Source organism: Rhodothermales bacterium (genome assembly GCA_039944855.1).
Lineage (GTDB): Bacteria > Bacteroidota > Rhodothermia > Rhodothermales > JANQRZ01 > JBBSMX01.
In genome coordinates, this window is record JBDUXZ010000005.1 from 245,553 (window position 1) to 261,784 (window position 16,232).

The following is a 16,232-nucleotide window of genomic DNA, read 5'->3' on the forward strand; positions in this document are numbered from 1 at the left end:
GTTTTGCACGTTAATGCAGTTTCACTCTATAGTACGTACCATGGGGCGGCCCGATATCACCCCTTGAACGGCCACCCCATTTCCCAACACATTTAAGGAGGCATCACCATGTTGTACACGCGCTTATTCACCCTGCTCTGCCTGTTCTCCCTCGTCGCCTTCGTCGGCTGCGCCGATACCGAGGCGCCGGAAGTCGACGCCGAGATGGGCGAGGAGGAGATGATGGAAGAGACGATGGAGATGAACAACTCCATCCTTACCGTTGCCGAGGACGCCGGGCTGACCACGTTCCGCACCGCCGTCGCCCAGGCCAACCTCGACGAGACGCTCAACGGCCCCGGCCCGTTCACCGTCTTCGCCCCGAGCGATGAGGCCTTCAACGCCCTGCCCGAAGGCACGCTCGAGTCGCTGATGGAGGAGGGCATGCGGAGCAAGCTCACCGACATCCTCACCTACCACGTCATCCCCAGCCAGGTGATGTCGGGCGAGCTCAGCGGCCAGATGACGGTGAACACCGTCCAGGGCCAGGCCCTCACGATCAACGCCGAAGGCGGCACCGTCACCCTGACCGACGCGATGGGTAACACGGCCACGGTCGTCTCGGCCGACAACGAGGCCGGCAACGGCGTCATCCACGTCATCAGCGGCGTCCTCATGCCCGCCGAAGGCGACATGACGGAAGAAGACGCGATGTAAGGCGTCGGCCCGACCCGGAGCGCTCGCTCCACTTAGCACGTCGGCCCGGAGTCACTCGCGACGCGAGGGCTCCGGGCTTTTTTTACGGCTTCCACGCCGTCTCGCCTCCTCTCCTATCTCTCCCCTCATGCCTGTCTACCTCATCCTCGGTGCTTCCGGCGGCATCGGCACCGCCCTCACCCACCGCCTCGCCGCCGACGGCGCCGACCTCGTGCTCGGCGCACGCAATGAAGCCCCGCTCCGCGCCCTCGCCGACGAGGTCGGCGCCACGGCGCACCCGCTCGACGCGACCTCGTACGAGGCGGTGCAGGGCATCGTCGACGCCGCCGTCGAGCAGCACGGCCGCATCGACGGCGCCGTGAACCTTGTCGGGTCGATCCTGCTCAAGCCTGCCCACCTCACGAGCGTGGACGAGTTCGACACGGCGATCTCGCTCAACCTCAACACGGCGTTCTACCTCGTGAAGGCTGCCGCCCGCGCGATGCAGACGAACAAGGAGCCGGAGGGCGGCGCGATCGTGCTCATGTCGTCGGTGGCGGCGCGCCTCGGCCTCGCCAACCACGAGGCGATTGCGGCGGCGAAGGGCGGCGTATCCGGCCTCACGCTCGCGGCGGCGGCGAGCTACGCCCCGCGCAAGATCCGCGTCAACGCGATCGCCCCCGGCCTCGTCCGCACCCCCCTCACCGAGCGGCTTACGAGCAGCGACGCCGCCGTCGACGCCTCGGCGAAGATGCACGCCCTCGGGCGGATCGGCGAGCCCGATGACCTCGTAGACGCCCTGCACTTCTTGCTCGACAGCAGCCGGAGCGGCTGGGTCACCGGGCAGACGCTGTCGGTGGACGGCGGCTTCGCGACGGTGCGGCCCCGCTAAAGCGACAAGTCCCGGCCGGCGCCGAGCGGGAACGGCGAGGCCGGCGTAGCGCTTACACCCCTCCCTTCTGCTCACTCTGTTCTCCGATGCCCGGTCCCACGCTCGTCTGGTTCCACCGCGACCTCCGCCTCGCCGACCACCCGGCGCTCACGCGCGCCGTGGAGCGCGGGGAGCCCGTGGTCCCCGTGTTCATCTGGTCGCCGGAGGAAGAGGGCGATTGGCCGCCCGGCGGCGCGCACCGGTGGTGGCTCCACCGCTCGCTCGAAGCCCTCGCCGAGAGCCTCGACCGGAAGACCTCGCGGCTCGTCCTCCGCACCGGCTCCAGCCTCGACGCGCTCCGCAGATTGATCGATGCGACGGGCGCCGACGCCGTCTACTGGAATACGCGCTACACGCCCGCCCGCCGCGAGCGGGACCGTGAGATCGCCGACGCGCTTCGGGAGGACGGCATCGAGGTCAAGACGTTCGCCTCGCGCCTCCTCCACAACCCCGAATCCGTCCGCACGACGAGCGACGGGCCGTACCACGTCTACACCCCGTTCCGCGCCAAATTCCTCGAAACCGTCGAGATCGGCGAGCCGCTCGACGTGCCGAGGATGGGGCAGCGGCTCGCGCCTGCGACGTGGCCCGAGAGCACGGATCTCAGCGACCTCGGCCTGCTGCCCGAGGCACAGGACGGCGTGGACTGGGCCGAGCAGATGGAGGCGGCATGGACGCCCGGCGAGCGCGGCGCCCACGAGCGCCTCCGCACCTTCCTCGGCGACGCCCTCATCGACTACGCCGACGCCCGCGACCGGCCCGCCGTCGACGGAAGTTCGAAGCTCTCGCCGCACCTCCACTGGGGCGAGATCAGCCCCCGGCAGGTCTGGCACCGCGCCCAGAACTGGGTCCGCAACGGTGCCATGCGCGACGCCGCCGACGCCTTCCTCAGCGAGATCATCTGGCGCGAGTTCTCCTACCACATCCTCTACCACTACCCGACGCTCCCGAGCGAGCCGCTCAAAGACAAGTTCGCCGCCTTCCCGTGGAAGTCCGACGCCGACGCGCTCCACCGCTGGCAGCGCGGCCAGACCGGCTACCCCATCGTCGACGCCGGGATGCGGCAGCTGTGGGCGCTCGGGTGGATGCACAACCGAGTCCGCATGATCGTCGGCTCGTTCCTCACGAAAGACTTGCTGATCTCGTGGCAAGAGGGCGAGGCATGGTTCTGGGACACGCTCGTCGACGGCGACCTCGCCAACAACGCGATGAACTGGCAGTGGATCGGCGGGAGCGGGCCGGACGCGCAGCCGTTCTTCCGCATCTTCAACCCCGTCAGCCAGGGCGAGAAGCACGACCCCGAGGGCGCCTACGTCCGCCGCTGGGTGCCGGAACTGAGCGACCTCCCGAACAAGTACCTCCACCGTCCGTGGGACGCGCCCGCCGACGTGCTCGACGAGGCTGGGATCGTGCTCGGCGACACCTACCCCGAACCCATCGTGGATCACGCCGCCGCCCGCGACCGCGCCCTCGCGGCGTACAACGAAATCAAGTGAGGCAGGTTGTCCGTGGTCCTTAGTCCGTTGCACAGCCTTATATCGAAGAGCCAGTTGCTCTGTCTTAAAGCTATCTACTCTTCCGTGTCATCCTGAGCGCAGCGCAGCGAAGTCGAAGGATCTTTCGGGGCACCGCGTTGCTCATCAGAGATCCCTCGGCTGCGCTCGGGATGACACGGAGGAACGGAACCACTGAGCTTCACCCGAGCCCAACAACCACGGACCAACAACCAGCGACCACGGACCACGAACCACGGACTAACAACCAGTGACTACGGACTAATCCTCATGCCCAGCTTCACCCGCCGCCTCTCCGTCGACGTCTCCGCCGAGCGGCTCTTCGCGTGGCACGACCACCGGGGCGCATTCAACCGGCTCGTCCCGCCGTGGCAGCCCGTCCGCCTTGCCCGGTTCGACGGGATTCGGAGTGGCGACCGCGCCGTGCTCGAACTCGGACCCGGCCCGATCACCATTCGCTGGGTGGCCGAGCACCAGGATTTCATCGCGGAGCGGCAATTCCGCGACGTGCAGGTGAAGGGGCCGTTCGCGCGGTGGGAGCACACGCACCGCTTCGTGCCGAAGGACGCGGAGCGGTCGGTACTGGAGGACCACGTGACGTACGGGCTCCCGCTCGCCCCGCTCTCCGAATGGCTCGGCCGAGGGCCGGCGCAGAAGCAGATCGACCGGATGTTCGCGTACCGACACCGCGTGACGGGAGAGGACATCGCACGGCACGCGGCGTACGATCTGCCCTCACAGACTATTGCAATAACGGGCTCGACAGGCTTGCTCGGCGAAACCCTCGTCGCCTTCCTCACGACGGGCGGCCACCGCGTCGTCCGCCTCGTCCGCTCCCGCAAAGAAGTCACCCGCTACGCCGACCGGAAGGACGAGCGCGCGGCGTACTGGAATGTCGAGCGCGGCGAGATCGACGAGGCCGCGTTCGACGGCGTCGACACCGTGATCCACCTCGCGGGCGAGAGCGTCTACGGCCTCCGCTGGACGGACGAGAAAAAGCGCCGGATCGAGGAGAGCCGGACGCGGGGGACGCGGCTGCTGAGCGAGACGCTCGCCAAGCTCGACCACCCGCCGACGACGCTGCTCTCGGCCTCGGCGAGCGGGATCTACGGCGACCGGGGCGATACGCGGCTCGACGAGTCCGCCCCGCCCGGCGACGGCTTCCTCGCGGACGTGTGCGCCCAGTGGGAGGCCGCCACCGCGCCCGCCGCTGAGGCCGGTATCCGCGTCGTCAACCTCCGCATCGGGCTCGTGCTGACGCCGGCCGGCGGCCTGCTCAAAACCAGCCTCCCCGCGTTTTACCTCGGCCTCGGCGGGACGGCGGGCAGCGGCGAGCAATACCTCCCGTGGATCGCGCTCGACGACGTGCTCTACGCCGTGCTCCACCTCCTCGCCACGCCCGACATGCACGGCCCGGTCAACGTCGGCGCGCCGGAGCCGGTGCAGCAGCGCGACTTCGTCCGCACGCTCGGGCGCGTCCTCCGGCGGCCGACGTTCCTCCGCGTCCCGACGCCGCTGCTCCGCGCCGTGTCCGGCGAGTTCGCCGACGAGACGGTCCTCAAGAGCATGAAGATGATGCCCGACGCGCTCGTGAACTCCGGCTTTTCGTTCGCGTATCCCCACCTCGAACCGGCCCTCCGCCACCTGCTCGGCAAAATGCCCGCCACCGCATGACCGCCCTCCGCTCCCTCGTCGTCCTTTCCCTCGTCGCGCTGCTCTCGACTGGCTGCGCGAGCCTCGATAAGACTGCACAGCCCGCCCTCGACCAAGCCGCCGTGGACCTCGGCGACCAACTCGACGCACCCGGCCTGCTGGCCGCGACGGCCCTCCTCTACCACGAGGTCAACGGCCGCTATCCGGCGACGCCGTTCGACCTCCTCGGCTCGGCGGCGGCGCGTGAAACCGGGCTGCAACGGCTCGGGCTGAGCGCGCTCGACCTCGCGCCCGAAGGCGATGGGCTCGCGATGCGCTACACCCTCCTCCCCACCGCCGCCGACCCGACCGACCGCTTCGGCACCGTCACCGTCGCCGAGACGGACACGGCGGGGACGTACGACGTGGGCCTCCTGCTCGAACGGACCGCCGACCCCGACTTCTCCTCGCGCTCGCTCCCGCTCACCGAGCAGGGGCACTACGCCGTCGTTCGGGCGCGGGGCTCGCTCTGCGCCGAAGTCGCGACGGTGCGCCAGCGCATCCGCGAGGGCGAGGCCGTCGGGCAACCGCCGCTCGAAACGGGCAAGGCATACACGGTCACCTTCACCTCGGCCGACGGCGCCGCGTCGGAGCTCGCGCGCGATGGCTATACTGTGACCCTCCCCCGCTGAGGCCACGCGCCCCCCGATTCTAGCTCTCGCCCCGCCGCCGACTTATGCCTACTCACGACGTCCTCATCGTCGGCGCGGGACTCGCCGGGCTCTGCTGCGCGCGCGAACTGAACCGGCACGGCGTCACGTTCAAAGTCGTCGAGGGATCGGACGGCATCGGCGGGCGCGTCCGCACGGACGAGGTCGACGGCTTCCTGCTCGACCGAGGCTTTCAGGTCCTGCTGACGGCGTACCCCGAGGCGCAGCGCGTGCTCGACTACGACGCGCTCGACCTCCGCTCGTTCTACGACGGCGCGCTCGTCCGCTTCGACGGCGGCTTCCACCGCGTCGCGGACCCGCTGCGCGAGCCGCTCGCCGCGCCGCAGACGGCGTTCTCTCCGATTGGCACGCTCGCCGATAAGCTCCGCGTGCTGAAGCTCCGGCAGGGCGTCCGCTCGCCGTCGCTCGATGCGCTGTGGGCGCGGCCCGAGGTCTCGACGCGCGCCGCGCTCACCGAGCGGTACGGGTTCTCCGACGTGATGCTCCAGCGGTTCTTCCAGCCGTTCCTCGGCGGCATCCTCCTCGACCGCGACCTCGGCACGTCGAGCCGGGCGTTCGAGTTCTACTTCCGCATGTTCACCGAGGGCGAGACGGCCGTGCCTGCGCGCGGGATGCAGCAGATCCCCGAGCAGCTCGCCGCCGCGCTTCCCGATCACGCGATCCAGCTCAACACGCGCGTCCAGCACGCCGAGCCGTATTCGATCACGCTCGAACACGGCGGGACCGTCGAGGCCCGCGCCGTCGTCGTCGCCACGGACGGGCCGGAGGTGGCGTACCTCCTCGACAGCTTCGATCCGCCGGCCTCGCGCAGCGTGCTCTGCCTGTATTACGCCGCCCTCGACGCGCCGCACACCGAGCCGGTCCTCGTGCTCGACGGCGACGGCGACGGGCCGGTGAACAACCTCACGGTGATGAGCACGGTCTCGCCGTACTACGCGCCTACCGGGCAGTCGCTCGTCTCCGTCTCCGTCGTCGGCAACCCGTCGCAGCCGGACGCCGAGGTCGAAACCCGCGTGCGCGCCCACCTCCGCCGGTGGTACGGCGACGCGGTCGATGCGTGGCGGCACCTCAAGACGTACCGGATTCTGCACGCGCAGCCCGCGCAGCCGCCGACCGCGCTCACCCCGCCCGAGCGCCCCGCCCGCCTCGCAGACGGCCTCTACGTCGCGGGCGACCACCGCACGAACGCCTCCATCAACGGCGCGATGGTGTCGGGCCGCCGCGCCGCCGAGGCCGTACTCGCCGACCTCGGCATCCCCCTCGTTGCTCAGCCGTGATGGAGACCGGACACTGGCTCGTCCTCGGCAACCTGCTCGGCACGCTTGCGATGTCCGGGGTGATCTGGATGGTACAACTCGTCCACTACCCGCTGTTCGCGGGCGTCGGCTCGGACGGGTTCGTCGCGTACGAAGCGGCGCATCAGACCCGCATCACGTGGATCGTCTTCCCGGCGATGGTGCTGGAGTTAGGGACGGCGGCGGCGCTCGTCTGGCTCCGCCCCGACGCCGTGCCGCCGTGGATGGTGTGGGTCGGCCTCGGGCTCGTCGGCGTCGTGTGGCTCTCGACGGCGTTCGTGCAGGTCCCGCTCCACACCGCGCTCTCCGCCGGGTTCGACGGCGACGCCCACGCCCGCCTCGTCACGACGAACTGGATCCGGACGGCCGCGTGGACGCTCCGCGCCGGCCTCGTGCTGTGGATGACGGCACTGCTGATGCGCTGAGTGGCGTTGCGCACAGAACGAATATGGCGCAGTTGTTAGTGATCCCGAGCATCCAAGCTCTGCGGCCAAGCGCCTCCAACGATGTCGTACGCATAGACCTCGGACGGCTCAATCATTCGCCAGCCGTCTCCGTGGTTCGCTTCATACCACTCTGCTAACGACTGCCTTTCGGCAAGTCTGATCCCTCTGGGATGACGCACAATCTCCGCTACAGGCGTGAGGTCTCCGACGCAGCCCATCTGGGTGGACACCGAGTCTTGCGATGTCTCGTAGCTACCGACGACGATGTAAAAGGCGCCTCGGTCGGTCAGGTAAAGTCCACTCAGCGCGTAGAGCTGACCAGCGGGGTAGGCGCGGCGGAGAAGCGCACTGAAAACTTCCGGTGCATCGGCGCGGCGGAGGAGCGTGTTGAACGCTTCGTACTGCTCGGAAGGACTCCCCGCGATACCAACGTGACTACTCGCAAAGGTTCGTGTGTTCAGCAACAAAGCAAATGCTGCTTCCGGGTCCCGCAACTGGTCGTAGTTGAGGAAATACTCGTATTCAAGTGGCAGCCCCGACCAGTCTCGACCCAACGAGTCCGACCGCGCTTTGCTTCGCCGTTCGGCCTCCTCCGCCCCTGCAATCTGGCTGGCCTGCTCCAGCGTGACTATGGGACGCCACCAATCGGACGACTGACGAATTTCCTCATGCTGAAGCTCGCTGTTTGATGTAGCGCAGCCCGTCATGAACGCAGCGAGGAAAAGGATAGCAGCGACTTTCATCATGATGAAGGCGGCAGGGCTGAATATCCATTGATGATGCGAAACGATTCCAAATAGCACGACAGGAAGTTACAGTATCGAGCCTCACACCGCGCGGTCCACGAAAGTGTCGAGACGGGCGAGGGTGTCGCGGAGGGTGCGGGCGGGCTGCGCTAGCACTCTATGTGCCCTGCTCTCGGTCGAGCCGCCGGGCTTGTTCGAACAGCTCCTCCAACGGCGGGTCCGTGAGGAAGCTGTGCCGCTCGGCCGTGTAGTCGCCTTGCCCGGTGCGGTACTGCCCGAGGAACCGGAGCGTGCGGGCCACGCCGAGTTCGCGCACGAGCACCGCTACGGCCTCGCGCGTGATCTCGTTGAGCGGCTGTACTGGGACAGTCATGGGAGGTCGAGTTCTGCGCGTTCTCTATCTCGTGAGCAGCAGAGACCACGAGTTCGAGCACGCCTGTTTCGCACAGTTGGATAAGCGTTACAACGGCCTCCGCTTCAATCCGCACGCGGAGTTGCGCGTGGTCGTCGAGTGGGCGTTGGATAGCACAGATGTCGAAGTAGACACGCATGTATCCAAGCTACGCATTGCCCGCTCACGCCGCGCGGTCCACGAAGGCGTCGAGGCGGGCGAGGGTGTCGCGGAGCGTACGGGCGACGGGGCTCCCCCGGTCCTCGTCGTCGATCTGCGCCGGCTCCTCCATCAGGTCGAGGTTCACGCTCGGCCAGAGGCGCGGCGCGGGGTCGTCGATCACGGCGTCGTTGAGGCGGAGGCCGTGGCGGGCGAGGATCGGCCCGAGCGTGTCGCGGCGCGCCCGCAGGTTCTCTAGCGTCGCGTGATAAGCGTGCTCCACGACCGACTTCCGCGAGTCGAACGAGAAGATGTTGGTGAAGAACATCTGGTAGTCGTCGCGGCTCGGCTCGAAGAGGACGACGTCGGCGTTGCGGTAGCGCGATTCGTAGGCGGCGATGCCGGTCGTGAGGCGAGAGTGGATGAGCGTGCGGAACGTCTGCGCGAGCACGCCCGGCATCCCGCGGTCGATCAGCTTGCCGCGCCGCATGATCCCCTCCTCCACCGCCCGCGCCGTGTCGACGGGGACGATGGGGTTGACGCAGAGCACGAGGTCGGCCCCGGCGTCGAGCGCGACGGAGGCGTGGACTGTCTTCAGCAGCACGCCGTCCATGTAGTCCCGCCCCTCGATGCTCACTGGCGGATACACGACCGGCAGCGCCGTCGACGCCTGCACCGCGAGCGAGATCGGGATGTGGCCGAAGCCGGGGTTGCCGAAGCGCACGGCCTCGCCCGAGTTGAGGTCGGAGGCGACGATGCGGAGCTGCACGCCACGCGCGTCGAGGTCGCGGAAGTCATCGGTTCGCCCCTCGAACGTGAACACTTTTTCGAGGTACTCGCGGATGCCGTCGTTGTTGAACAGCCCGACGGGAAGCGCCCGCCCGAGCCGCCCGATGAGCGCCGAGAGGATGCCGCCCTCGTGGTCGTGCTTGAACACGTAGTCGGCGAGGGCTTCGACGAGGTGCTGCGGGACCGACGCCCCGCGCCGGACCCACTCGCCGAACGCCGGGGTGAGGAAGAGCTCGGGTCGGAACGGGTGCTCGCCTGGCTCGTCGCGGACGACGCTGCGGCAGAGCTGCGCCGTCGATATCCCGTTCGCGAGGCAGGACCCGATAAAGGCCCCGGCCGAGACGCCGACATAGATTGGCAGCGCGGTGAAGTCCACCGTGAAGCCGTCGCCGACGATGGCTTCTTCGAGCGCCCGCAGCGCGCCGATCTCGTAGATGGCCCCCTCGGGCCCGCCGCCGGCGAGGGCAAGGGCGATCACGGGGCGGGAGCCCCCGGAAGCGGTTCCGTTCGCACGGATGGAGGAAGGCGAGGTCATAGCGGATCGGGGGGTGCGGGGAGAAGGGAGACGCTGTGCAGAAAACGCAGCGAGGCGCGAGCGGGGGGCCGCCAAAGCGTACCCGGACCCCGCTCGCGCCTCTGCAGTCTCACGGCCGGGGCCGTAAGGTAGGCGATTTACGCCTGGGCTTCCAGCCGGGCCACCTCGGTATCGGCGGCCTCTTTGCCCTGCACCTTGTCGACGACGAGGCCGTTGAGCTTGATCTGGTACCAGCCGCCGCCGCCCTTCACGGCTTCGACGCCGGAGGAGCGCTGGGCCTCGGTGAGGGTCGCGTTCTCCTTCTGGAGCCGGGAGATCTCTTCGATCGCCTCTTCCTCGCCGTGGGCTTTGCTGACGACCCGGTCGTAGACCGTGATGTCGTACCAGCCGTTGCCGGTCTCGACGGCGACGATCTCGGGCTGCGCCTGCGCTTCGATCTTCCGCTCGTGGCTCAGCGCGTCGAGGTTCTTCGAGAGCTGCTGGACGCTCTTGCGGAGGCCGGCGATCTCTTCCTTCGTCGGGATGCCGAGGGTCTGGAGGGCCGTGGTGAGGGCCTCCTGCACGCGGTGCTCGAGGGAGCTGAACGTGTCGTCGGCCGCCTTGCGCACCTTGTCCACCTGCGTGTCCGCGGCCTTGCGGACGCGGTCGACCTGGGTGTCGATGGTCTTCATCACCTTGTCGGCCTGCTGGTCGACGTCCTTCTTGACCTGGCCGACCTGGCCCTCGACCTGCTTGCGCATCTGCTCGACTTCCTTGCGGGCTTCGCCGTCGTACTTCTTGCCTTTCTTGACGAGCTTCTTGAAGAGCTTGCTACCCTCCTCTTCCGCGACAGAAAGGGCGCCGATGCCGGCGAGGAATACGTTCTGCGTGGCTTCCTGCATGTCCTTCGGAAGCGAGTTCTTGTTCTTCTTCTTAGCCATGGTGTCTACCTCTTCTACGGTTGGGTGAATGCGTCGGAGCGCGGCCGTGCGGGTTGCGGCCTTACGCGGCGCGGAGTTCGACGGCCTTCTTGTTGAGCCGGTCCACGCTCTTCTTCAGCGAGTCGATGTCGTCACGGGTGGGGACGTTCATCCGGTTCAGCACGGTGCCGACGGTCTCGACGACGCGGGCCTCGAAGTCTTTGCCGAAGGCCTCGACCTTGCGGCCGGCCTCTTTCACGTCGCGCTTCGCCTCACGGGCGTCGTCTTCAACTTCGACGACGGCCTTCGCGGTGAGCGTGTTCGGGCGGCCTTTCTCGACCTGCTTGCCTTCGCGGACGAGGGCGTCGAACGCGTCGCGCGCCTCCTCTTCGAGCATCGCGAAGACGCCGAGGCCGGCGTACCACACGTCGCGGGTTGTGCCGAGCAGCATCTCAGCGGTGTTCTGGAGCGTGGTGGTGGTGTTCTTGATCGTGGTATTCATCGGAGTAGGGGTTGGGGGTGTCGGAGGCCCGTCTCGCCGGAGCGGAACAGGCATTAGTCGGAGGATGGGGAGTCGGTACGGTCGTCGGTCGGCTCCTCGCCGAGACGGCCGAGCGATTGTTCGAGGGCTTCGAGGCGGGCGCGGAGGTTCGCCATCTCGTCCTGCATCGGGCTCGGCTGCTTGAGCCGGCCCGCCGCCTTCTGCACGAAGCCTTCGACGCCCTGCTGGATCTGTTTTACGCCGCTCGTCACAGCGTCCTCGCCTGCCTGCAGTGCGCCCTCGCCGACCCGGATCAGGTCGTGGAGGAGACCGCTCGGAAACGAGCTGCCGCGCCGGCCCTGCTCGGAGATCACCTGGGTGAGAACCTGTACGGTGACATCTTCGCCCGTCTTGTTGTCCACAACCTGAACCTGTTGTCCGTCGCGGATCATGGCGGCCACCTCCTGCATGGAGACGTACTGGCTCTCGACGGAGTCGTAGAGCTTGCGGCTGCCGTATCGCTTGATCTGTCGGGCCATCGGTGCGGGGCGTTGGTGGCGGGTGCAGGGGTATTGACGCGCTGCGGCATAGCGAGTTTCAAGCCTTGACGCATTGCGTCACGATTCACCGCTTCTCCCCACAGAAATCCCCCCTTGTCTCCTCCACGCTATGCCGCAGCACGGAAAACAAGCAGGCCGTCCCGGAGTGGAGCGGCCTGCTGTACGGCGGATCGGGGTGGTTCAGCGCGCGATCGTCAGCCGCCGGGTCCAGTGCTGCCCGTCCACGGTCAACCGAGCGATGTAGACGCCCGGAGCGAGACCGCCCGTGTCCAGCGTCTCGGCGTAGCGGCCTGCCGGCTGCGCCCCGTCGACGACGCGTAGCACGTCACGGCCCAGCACGTCGTACACGACGAGCGCGACGGCCCCGGCCTGCGGTACGTCATACGTCAGCGTGACCGCATCGCGCGCGGGGTTCGGAAACGCTGGCGCAAGCGCCGCGACGAGTGGCTCGCTGCCTACCTCTCCCGCAGTGGACACGGATCCGAGCCGGGCGATATCCGCTGTCGGCGGCTCCTCAACCATCTCGTCACCTTCACAGACCGAGGCCGCGACGGGCTGGTTCGAACGGAGTTCGTAACACACATCGGTCGTCGTGATGCCGTTCGTTGTGATCGTCGTCGTGACCTTGACGCGCAGGGCTGGAACGCCGGCTTCGATGCCGGGGACGAGGAGCGTCCCCCAGCCGTCCACCTCGGCCGTCTCGCTCACGTCGGACTCGATCTCGAACCCGTCGAAGTTGATGACTTGGGTGAAATCACTACTCCACATGCTACCGAACGCCGTGGGGAAGGTGGCGTCGAGCTGCCCGTCCGGCGTGTTCAGAATCGCCAGCGCGATGTTCATCCCGCCCGATTCCCCGAGGAAGAACGAGCCCAACTCGACGGAGGCTTCCTCCGTAACGAGGTGGTAGAAATAGATCGTCCCCTCCGCCGTCACTCCGCCCTCATCGACCATGAACGGGAACGTAGCCGTGAGCGAGGCCTGGTTGAGGGGTTCGGCCGCCGCTGCCGGCCCGGTCGCTCCCGCCTCCACCGTGATCTCGCCGTCGATCTGGTCCTCGAACGTAACACCGGTGAAATCGTAGGTCTGGTTGGGACCGACTTGCGCGATGAGCGTCTCCAGCGCAACGGTGTTGCTGCCGTCTACGTTCGACGTAGAGAGACTCACGTACGGGTTCGTCCCGATTCGGAGAGGGAAATCTGATTCATCGAGGGTGATTTGGGCTTCCGCCTGGAACGGCAGGACGAGCAAGGCGAAGAGGTAAACGTAGCGCAGTCGCATGGCCGTAGGGGTTTGTATTGATAGTAGTTAATAACACCCTCCATACGTATGACGAGGAATAGCGGCGCGACGGTTCACAAAAAAGGCCGCCCGGTCCTCCGAGCGGCCTGCATGTGCGTTCTGGGCGTTCGGCCCTAGGCCTCTTCCAGCGCCGTGTTCTGCGAGACGACCTCCTCCTGCACGTGGCGCGGCATCGTGTCGTAGTGGCTGAACTCGGCGTGGTGGAGCCCGCGGCCCTGCGTCATCGAGCGGAGCGAGGTCGCGTACCGGTAGAGCTCCGACTCCGGCACTTGCGCGATCACCTTCTGGAACGGCCCCTCAGCCTCCATCCCCTGCACGCGTGCACGCCGCGTGTTGAGGTCGCCGAGCACGTCGCCCATGTGGTCCTCCGGCACGAGGACTTCGAGGTGGAAGATCGGCTCGAGGAGGGCCGGGCTCGCCTGCCGGAACGCATCGCGGAAGCAGCGGCGGCTGGCCGACTTGAACGCGTTCTCGTTCGAGTCCACGGCGTGCATCCCACCGTCGTAGATCACGATGCGGACGTCGCCCACGGGGTAGCCCGCGATCGGCCCCTGCTGCAGCGCCTCGGCGACGCCCTTCTGGATCGCCCCGAAGAACCGCCGCATGTCGATCACACCGCCGACGATCGCGTCGATGTACTCGATCTTCGAGCCCCACTCCGTCTCGACGGTCTCGACGTTGCGGACTTTGATGTCGGCCGGCGGATGGAACTCGTCGCTGATCGGCTCCACCATCATCGAGATGTCGGCGAACTGGCCGGCGCCGCCCGTCTGCTTCTTGTGGCGGTACGAGGCGCGGGCGTTCGAGCGGACGGTCTCGCGGTAGCCCACCTTCGGCCGGTCGAACTCGACGTCGACGCCGAAGTTGTTCTTGAGCCGGAAGCGGGCGACTTCGAGGTGCATCTCGCCCTGGCCGGAGAGCGTCATCTGGCTGAGCGAGGCATCGTGCTCGACGTGGAGGCTCGGGTCTTCCTTCTGGAGCTGCGTGAGGCCCTGGGCGAGCTTGTCCTCGTCGCCGCTCTTGGCCGCGCGGATGGCGACGCGCATCCGCGCCTCAGGGAACGCGATCGGCCGGCGGATGGCGTGCGAGCCCTTGCGGCGGAGGGTGTGGTTCGTCGCTGTATCGCGGAGCTTCACGACGGCGCCGATGTCGCCCGCGACGAGCTTCTGGACGGGGTCGCGCTCGTGGCCGTTGATCGAGAAGAGCTGGCCGAGGCGCTCCATGCTGCCGGTCTGCGCGTTCTCGAGGTCCATGTTCGCCTCGAGCGTGCCGCTGTGGACGCGGAAGAACGAGTACTCGCCGACGTGCGGCTCGGCCATCGTGCGGAAGACGAACGCGACGGGCTCGGCGTTGGGATCGTACGACGACGCGCCCGACTCCATGTGCGCGGGCGGCATCATCGCCGGGCTCGGGCAGACGTTGTCGATGAACCCCATCAGCCGGCCGACGCCGACCTCGTCTTTGGCGACGGTGAGGAAGACGGGAAAGAGGTCGCGCTTGATCATCGCCTTGCGCAGCCCTTTTCGCATCTCGTCCTCGCTCAGCTCGCCCTTCTCGAAGTAGAGCTCCATCAGCCCCTCGTCGTTCTCGGCGATGTTCTCGACGAGCTCGTTGTGGAGCCGCTCGGCCTCCTCGCGGAACTCGTCGGGGATCTCTCCCTGCGTGGCGTTGCCCTTTTCGTCGAAGAGGAGCGCCTTCATCAGGAGCACGTCGATGATGGTACGCGAGCCCTTACCGCCGGGGATCTGGACGACGGTCGCCGCCCGCCCGAAGCGGTCGTGCATCTGGCGGACCATCTCGTGGAAGTCGGCCTTCTCCTGGTCGAGCTTGTTGATGACGAACATCGACGGCGTGCCCGTCTTCTCGCAGTAGCGCCAGGCCTGCTCGGTCCCGACCTGCACGCCTTCGACGGCGTCGAGCACGAAGATCGCCGTGTCGGCCACCTTCAGCGCCGTCACGACCTCGCCGACGAAATCGAGGTAGCCGGGCGCGTCGAGGATGTTGATCTTGTGCCCCTTCCACTCGGCGTGCAGCAGTGACGTGAAGATCGACATCTCGCGCTCGTGCTCGCTGGCGTGGTAGTCCGAGACCGTGTTGTGCTCTTCGACCGAGCCCATCCGGTTGATCGCGCCGGAGGCGTAGAGCATGGCCTCGGCGAGCGTGGTCTTCCCGCTGCCCTGGTGGCCCACGAGGGCGACGTTACGGACGTGGTCGGCATCATAAACGTTCATGAGAGGTGGGGGTCGGGTGAGCGAAAGGCGTAGGCCAGAGCGTAAGGGGGAAGTAAGATAGCCGGAGCCGATTAATAGTCAAGGTGGGGAGGAAGCGCACGGCGATGTAGGGCGAAGGAGCGCCCGAGCTGGCGCACCGCCGAGCCGTATTTTACCCTTTTCCCTCTACCCCCTCTCCCGTGCTCCTCGCGATCGAAACGGCGACCGACGTGTGCAGCGTCGCCCTCCTCGACGGCGGCCGGCCCATCGGTATCGCCGAGGTGCTGCGGCCCCGCGCCCACGCCGCCCTCCTCGCCCCCCTCATCCGCGACGTGCTCGCGCAGGCGGACCGCTCCGTCGGCGACCTCACCGCGATCGCCATCTCGGCCGGACCCGGTTCGTACACCGGCCTCCGCATCGGCGCGAGCACGGCGAAGGGTCTCGCCTACGTCAACGGCGCCGCGCTCGTCGCCGTCCCCTCGCTGGAGGCGCTCGCCTTCGGCGCGCAGGATGTCCTCGCCGACGGCGACCTCCTCGTCGCGGCGTTCCGGTCCCGCCGCGATGAGGTCTACGCCGCCGCGTTTCGTCGCACGCCCGACGGCCTCGCCTCCGTTGCCGACGCCGCGGCCGTCGAAGTCGGCGATCTCACGGGCTGGCTACCCGAGCACGCGGGCGCGCTGTGGATCGCGGGCGAGGCGGGCGCGGTCGTCGCCGACGCCGTGGGCAGCGCGGCACGCGTGCTCGACCCCGGGCGGTTCCGGCCGTCGGCGGCGCACGTTGGCGCGCTCGGGGTGGCGAAGCTCGCGGCGGGCGAGACCGTCGACGTGGCCGCGTTCGAGCCGGAGTACCTCAAGGACTTCGTCGCCAAGCGCGCACGTCCTATCTTTGAGCGCCTGCCGAAATGAACCCTCGGCGGCCCCGCCACGTTGTCCCTCC

The 16,232-nt window shown here is 67.8% G+C and carries 16 protein-coding genes; 8 read left to right on the forward strand and 8 right to left on the reverse strand.

Annotation, left to right across the window (positions count from 1 at the left end):
* The first annotated feature begins 108 nt into the window (after window positions 1-108).
* From ABJF88_03595 to ABJF88_03625, 7 genes are all read left to right on the forward strand, one after another.
* The gene (locus ABJF88_03595) at window positions 109-696 is read left to right on the forward strand and encodes a fasciclin domain-containing protein (protein MEP0545990.1); all 588 of its coding nucleotides are present in this window, start codon (window positions 109-111) and stop codon (window positions 694-696) included.
* A gap of 127 nt (window positions 697-823) precedes the next feature.
* Window positions 824-1,567, forward strand: a complete 744-nt coding sequence (locus ABJF88_03600; protein ID MEP0545991.1) for an SDR family oxidoreductase — start codon at window positions 824-826, stop codon at window positions 1,565-1,567.
* An 86-nt stretch (window positions 1,568-1,653) separates the two neighbouring features.
* Window positions 1,654-3,102, forward strand: a complete 1,449-nt coding sequence (locus ABJF88_03605) for a deoxyribodipyrimidine photo-lyase (GenBank protein ID MEP0545992.1) — start codon at window positions 1,654-1,656, stop codon at window positions 3,100-3,102.
* A gap of 288 nt (window positions 3,103-3,390) precedes the next feature.
* Window positions 3,391-4,794, forward strand: a complete 1,404-nt coding sequence (locus ABJF88_03610; protein MEP0545993.1) for a TIGR01777 family oxidoreductase — start codon at window positions 3,391-3,393, stop codon at window positions 4,792-4,794.
* Window positions 4,791-5,444: a hypothetical protein gene (locus ABJF88_03615; GenBank protein MEP0545994.1), complete on the forward strand. Its 654-nt coding sequence runs from the start codon at window positions 4,791-4,793 to the stop codon at window positions 5,442-5,444. The genes ABJF88_03610 and ABJF88_03615 overlap by 4 nt, the downstream gene beginning before the upstream one ends.
* Before the next feature lie 44 nt (window positions 5,445-5,488).
* Window positions 5,489-6,760, forward strand: coding sequence for an NAD(P)/FAD-dependent oxidoreductase (locus tag ABJF88_03620; protein MEP0545995.1), 1,272 nt, complete (start codon window positions 5,489-5,491; stop codon window positions 6,758-6,760).
* Entirely contained in the window at window positions 6,760-7,203 is a 444-nt protein-coding gene (locus ABJF88_03625; GenBank protein ID MEP0545996.1) for a hypothetical protein, read from the forward strand. Before ABJF88_03620 ends, ABJF88_03625 begins: the two co-directional genes overlap by 1 nt.
* A 35-nt stretch (window positions 7,204-7,238) precedes the next feature.
* Here ABJF88_03625 and ABJF88_03630 read toward each other — a convergent pair whose 3' ends face one another.
* The 8 genes from ABJF88_03630 to ABJF88_03665 all read right to left on the reverse strand — a co-directional run bounded on the left by ABJF88_03630 (window position 7,239) and on the right by ABJF88_03665 (window position 15,317).
* Window positions 7,239-7,970, reverse strand: coding sequence for a hypothetical protein (locus tag ABJF88_03630; protein ID MEP0545997.1), 732 nt, complete (start codon window positions 7,968-7,970; stop codon window positions 7,239-7,241).
* A 157-nt stretch (window positions 7,971-8,127) separates the two neighbouring features.
* On the reverse strand, window positions 8,128-8,343 hold the full coding sequence (locus ABJF88_03635; protein ID MEP0545998.1) for a hypothetical protein: 216 nt from the start codon (window positions 8,341-8,343) through the stop codon (window positions 8,128-8,130).
* 202 nt (window positions 8,344-8,545) lie between these two features.
* Window positions 8,546-9,787 carry a patatin-like phospholipase family protein gene (locus tag ABJF88_03640; protein MEP0545999.1) on the reverse strand — a complete coding sequence of 414 codons (1,242 nt, stop codon included), beginning with the start codon at window positions 9,785-9,787 and terminating at the stop codon, window positions 8,546-8,548.
* A gap of 194 nt (window positions 9,788-9,981) precedes the next feature.
* A complete protein-coding gene (locus tag ABJF88_03645) occupies window positions 9,982-10,764 on the reverse strand; it encodes a phasin family protein (protein MEP0546000.1) in 783 nt (260 codons plus the stop codon).
* 61 nt (window positions 10,765-10,825) lie between these two features.
* Window positions 10,826-11,245, reverse strand: a complete 420-nt coding sequence (locus ABJF88_03650) for a phasin family protein (protein ID MEP0546001.1) — start codon at window positions 11,243-11,245, stop codon at window positions 10,826-10,828.
* A gap of 53 nt (window positions 11,246-11,298) precedes the next feature.
* Window positions 11,299-11,763, reverse strand: coding sequence for a polyhydroxyalkanoate synthesis regulator DNA-binding domain-containing protein (locus tag ABJF88_03655; GenBank protein MEP0546002.1), 465 nt, complete (start codon window positions 11,761-11,763; stop codon window positions 11,299-11,301).
* 201 nt (window positions 11,764-11,964) lie between these two features.
* Entirely contained in the window at window positions 11,965-13,065 is a 1,101-nt protein-coding gene (locus tag ABJF88_03660) for a T9SS type A sorting domain-containing protein (GenBank protein ID MEP0546003.1), read from the reverse strand.
* A 134-nt stretch (window positions 13,066-13,199) separates the two neighbouring features.
* On the reverse strand, window positions 13,200-15,317 hold the full coding sequence (locus ABJF88_03665; GenBank protein MEP0546004.1) for an elongation factor G: 2,118 nt from the start codon (window positions 15,315-15,317) through the stop codon (window positions 13,200-13,202).
* Window positions 15,318-15,496: 179 nt separating this feature from the next.
* On the opposite strand from ABJF88_03665, the gene tsaB reads away from it, so the two are divergent.
* Window positions 15,497-16,201, forward strand: a complete 705-nt coding sequence (gene tsaB, locus ABJF88_03670) for a tRNA (adenosine(37)-N6)-threonylcarbamoyltransferase complex dimerization subunit type 1 TsaB (GenBank protein MEP0546005.1) — start codon at window positions 15,497-15,499, stop codon at window positions 16,199-16,201.
* Window positions 16,202-16,232: the final 31 nt, after the last annotated feature.

Excerpts from the sequence above, each read along its gene's own strand:
- ABJF88_03645 (MEP0546000.1), bottom strand. The coding sequence starts at position 10,764 with ATGGCTAAGAAGAAGAACAAGAACTCGCTTCCGAAGGACATGCAGGAA.
- ABJF88_03600 (MEP0545991.1), top strand. The coding sequence starts at position 824 with ATGCCTGTCTACCTCATCCTCGGTGCTTCCGGCGGCATCGGCACCGCC.
- ABJF88_03615 (MEP0545994.1), top strand. The coding sequence starts at position 4,791 with ATGACCGCCCTCCGCTCCCTCGTCGTCCTTTCCCTCGTCGCGCTGCTC.
- ABJF88_03665 (MEP0546004.1), bottom strand. The coding sequence starts at position 15,317 with ATGAACGTTTATGATGCCGACCACGTCCGTAACGTCGCCCTCGTGGGC.
- ABJF88_03605 (MEP0545992.1), top strand. The coding sequence starts at position 1,654 with ATGCCCGGTCCCACGCTCGTCTGGTTCCACCGCGACCTCCGCCTCGCC.
- ABJF88_03630 (MEP0545997.1), bottom strand. The coding sequence starts at position 7,970 with ATGATGAAAGTCGCTGCTATCCTTTTCCTCGCTGCGTTCATGACGGGC.
- ABJF88_03595 (MEP0545990.1), top strand. The coding sequence starts at position 109 with ATGTTGTACACGCGCTTATTCACCCTGCTCTGCCTGTTCTCCCTCGTC.
- ABJF88_03655 (MEP0546002.1), bottom strand. The coding sequence starts at position 11,763 with ATGGCCCGACAGATCAAGCGATACGGCAGCCGCAAGCTCTACGACTCC.
- ABJF88_03625 (MEP0545996.1), top strand. The coding sequence starts at position 6,760 with ATGGAGACCGGACACTGGCTCGTCCTCGGCAACCTGCTCGGCACGCTT.
- ABJF88_03650 (MEP0546001.1), bottom strand. The coding sequence starts at position 11,245 with ATGAATACCACGATCAAGAACACCACCACCACGCTCCAGAACACCGCT.
- ABJF88_03635 (MEP0545998.1), bottom strand. The coding sequence starts at position 8,343 with ATGACTGTCCCAGTACAGCCGCTCAACGAGATCACGCGCGAGGCCGTA.
- ABJF88_03660 (MEP0546003.1), bottom strand. The coding sequence starts at position 13,065 with ATGCGACTGCGCTACGTTTACCTCTTCGCCTTGCTCGTCCTGCCGTTC.
- ABJF88_03620 (MEP0545995.1), top strand. The coding sequence starts at position 5,489 with ATGCCTACTCACGACGTCCTCATCGTCGGCGCGGGACTCGCCGGGCTC.
- ABJF88_03610 (MEP0545993.1), top strand. The coding sequence starts at position 3,391 with ATGCCCAGCTTCACCCGCCGCCTCTCCGTCGACGTCTCCGCCGAGCGG.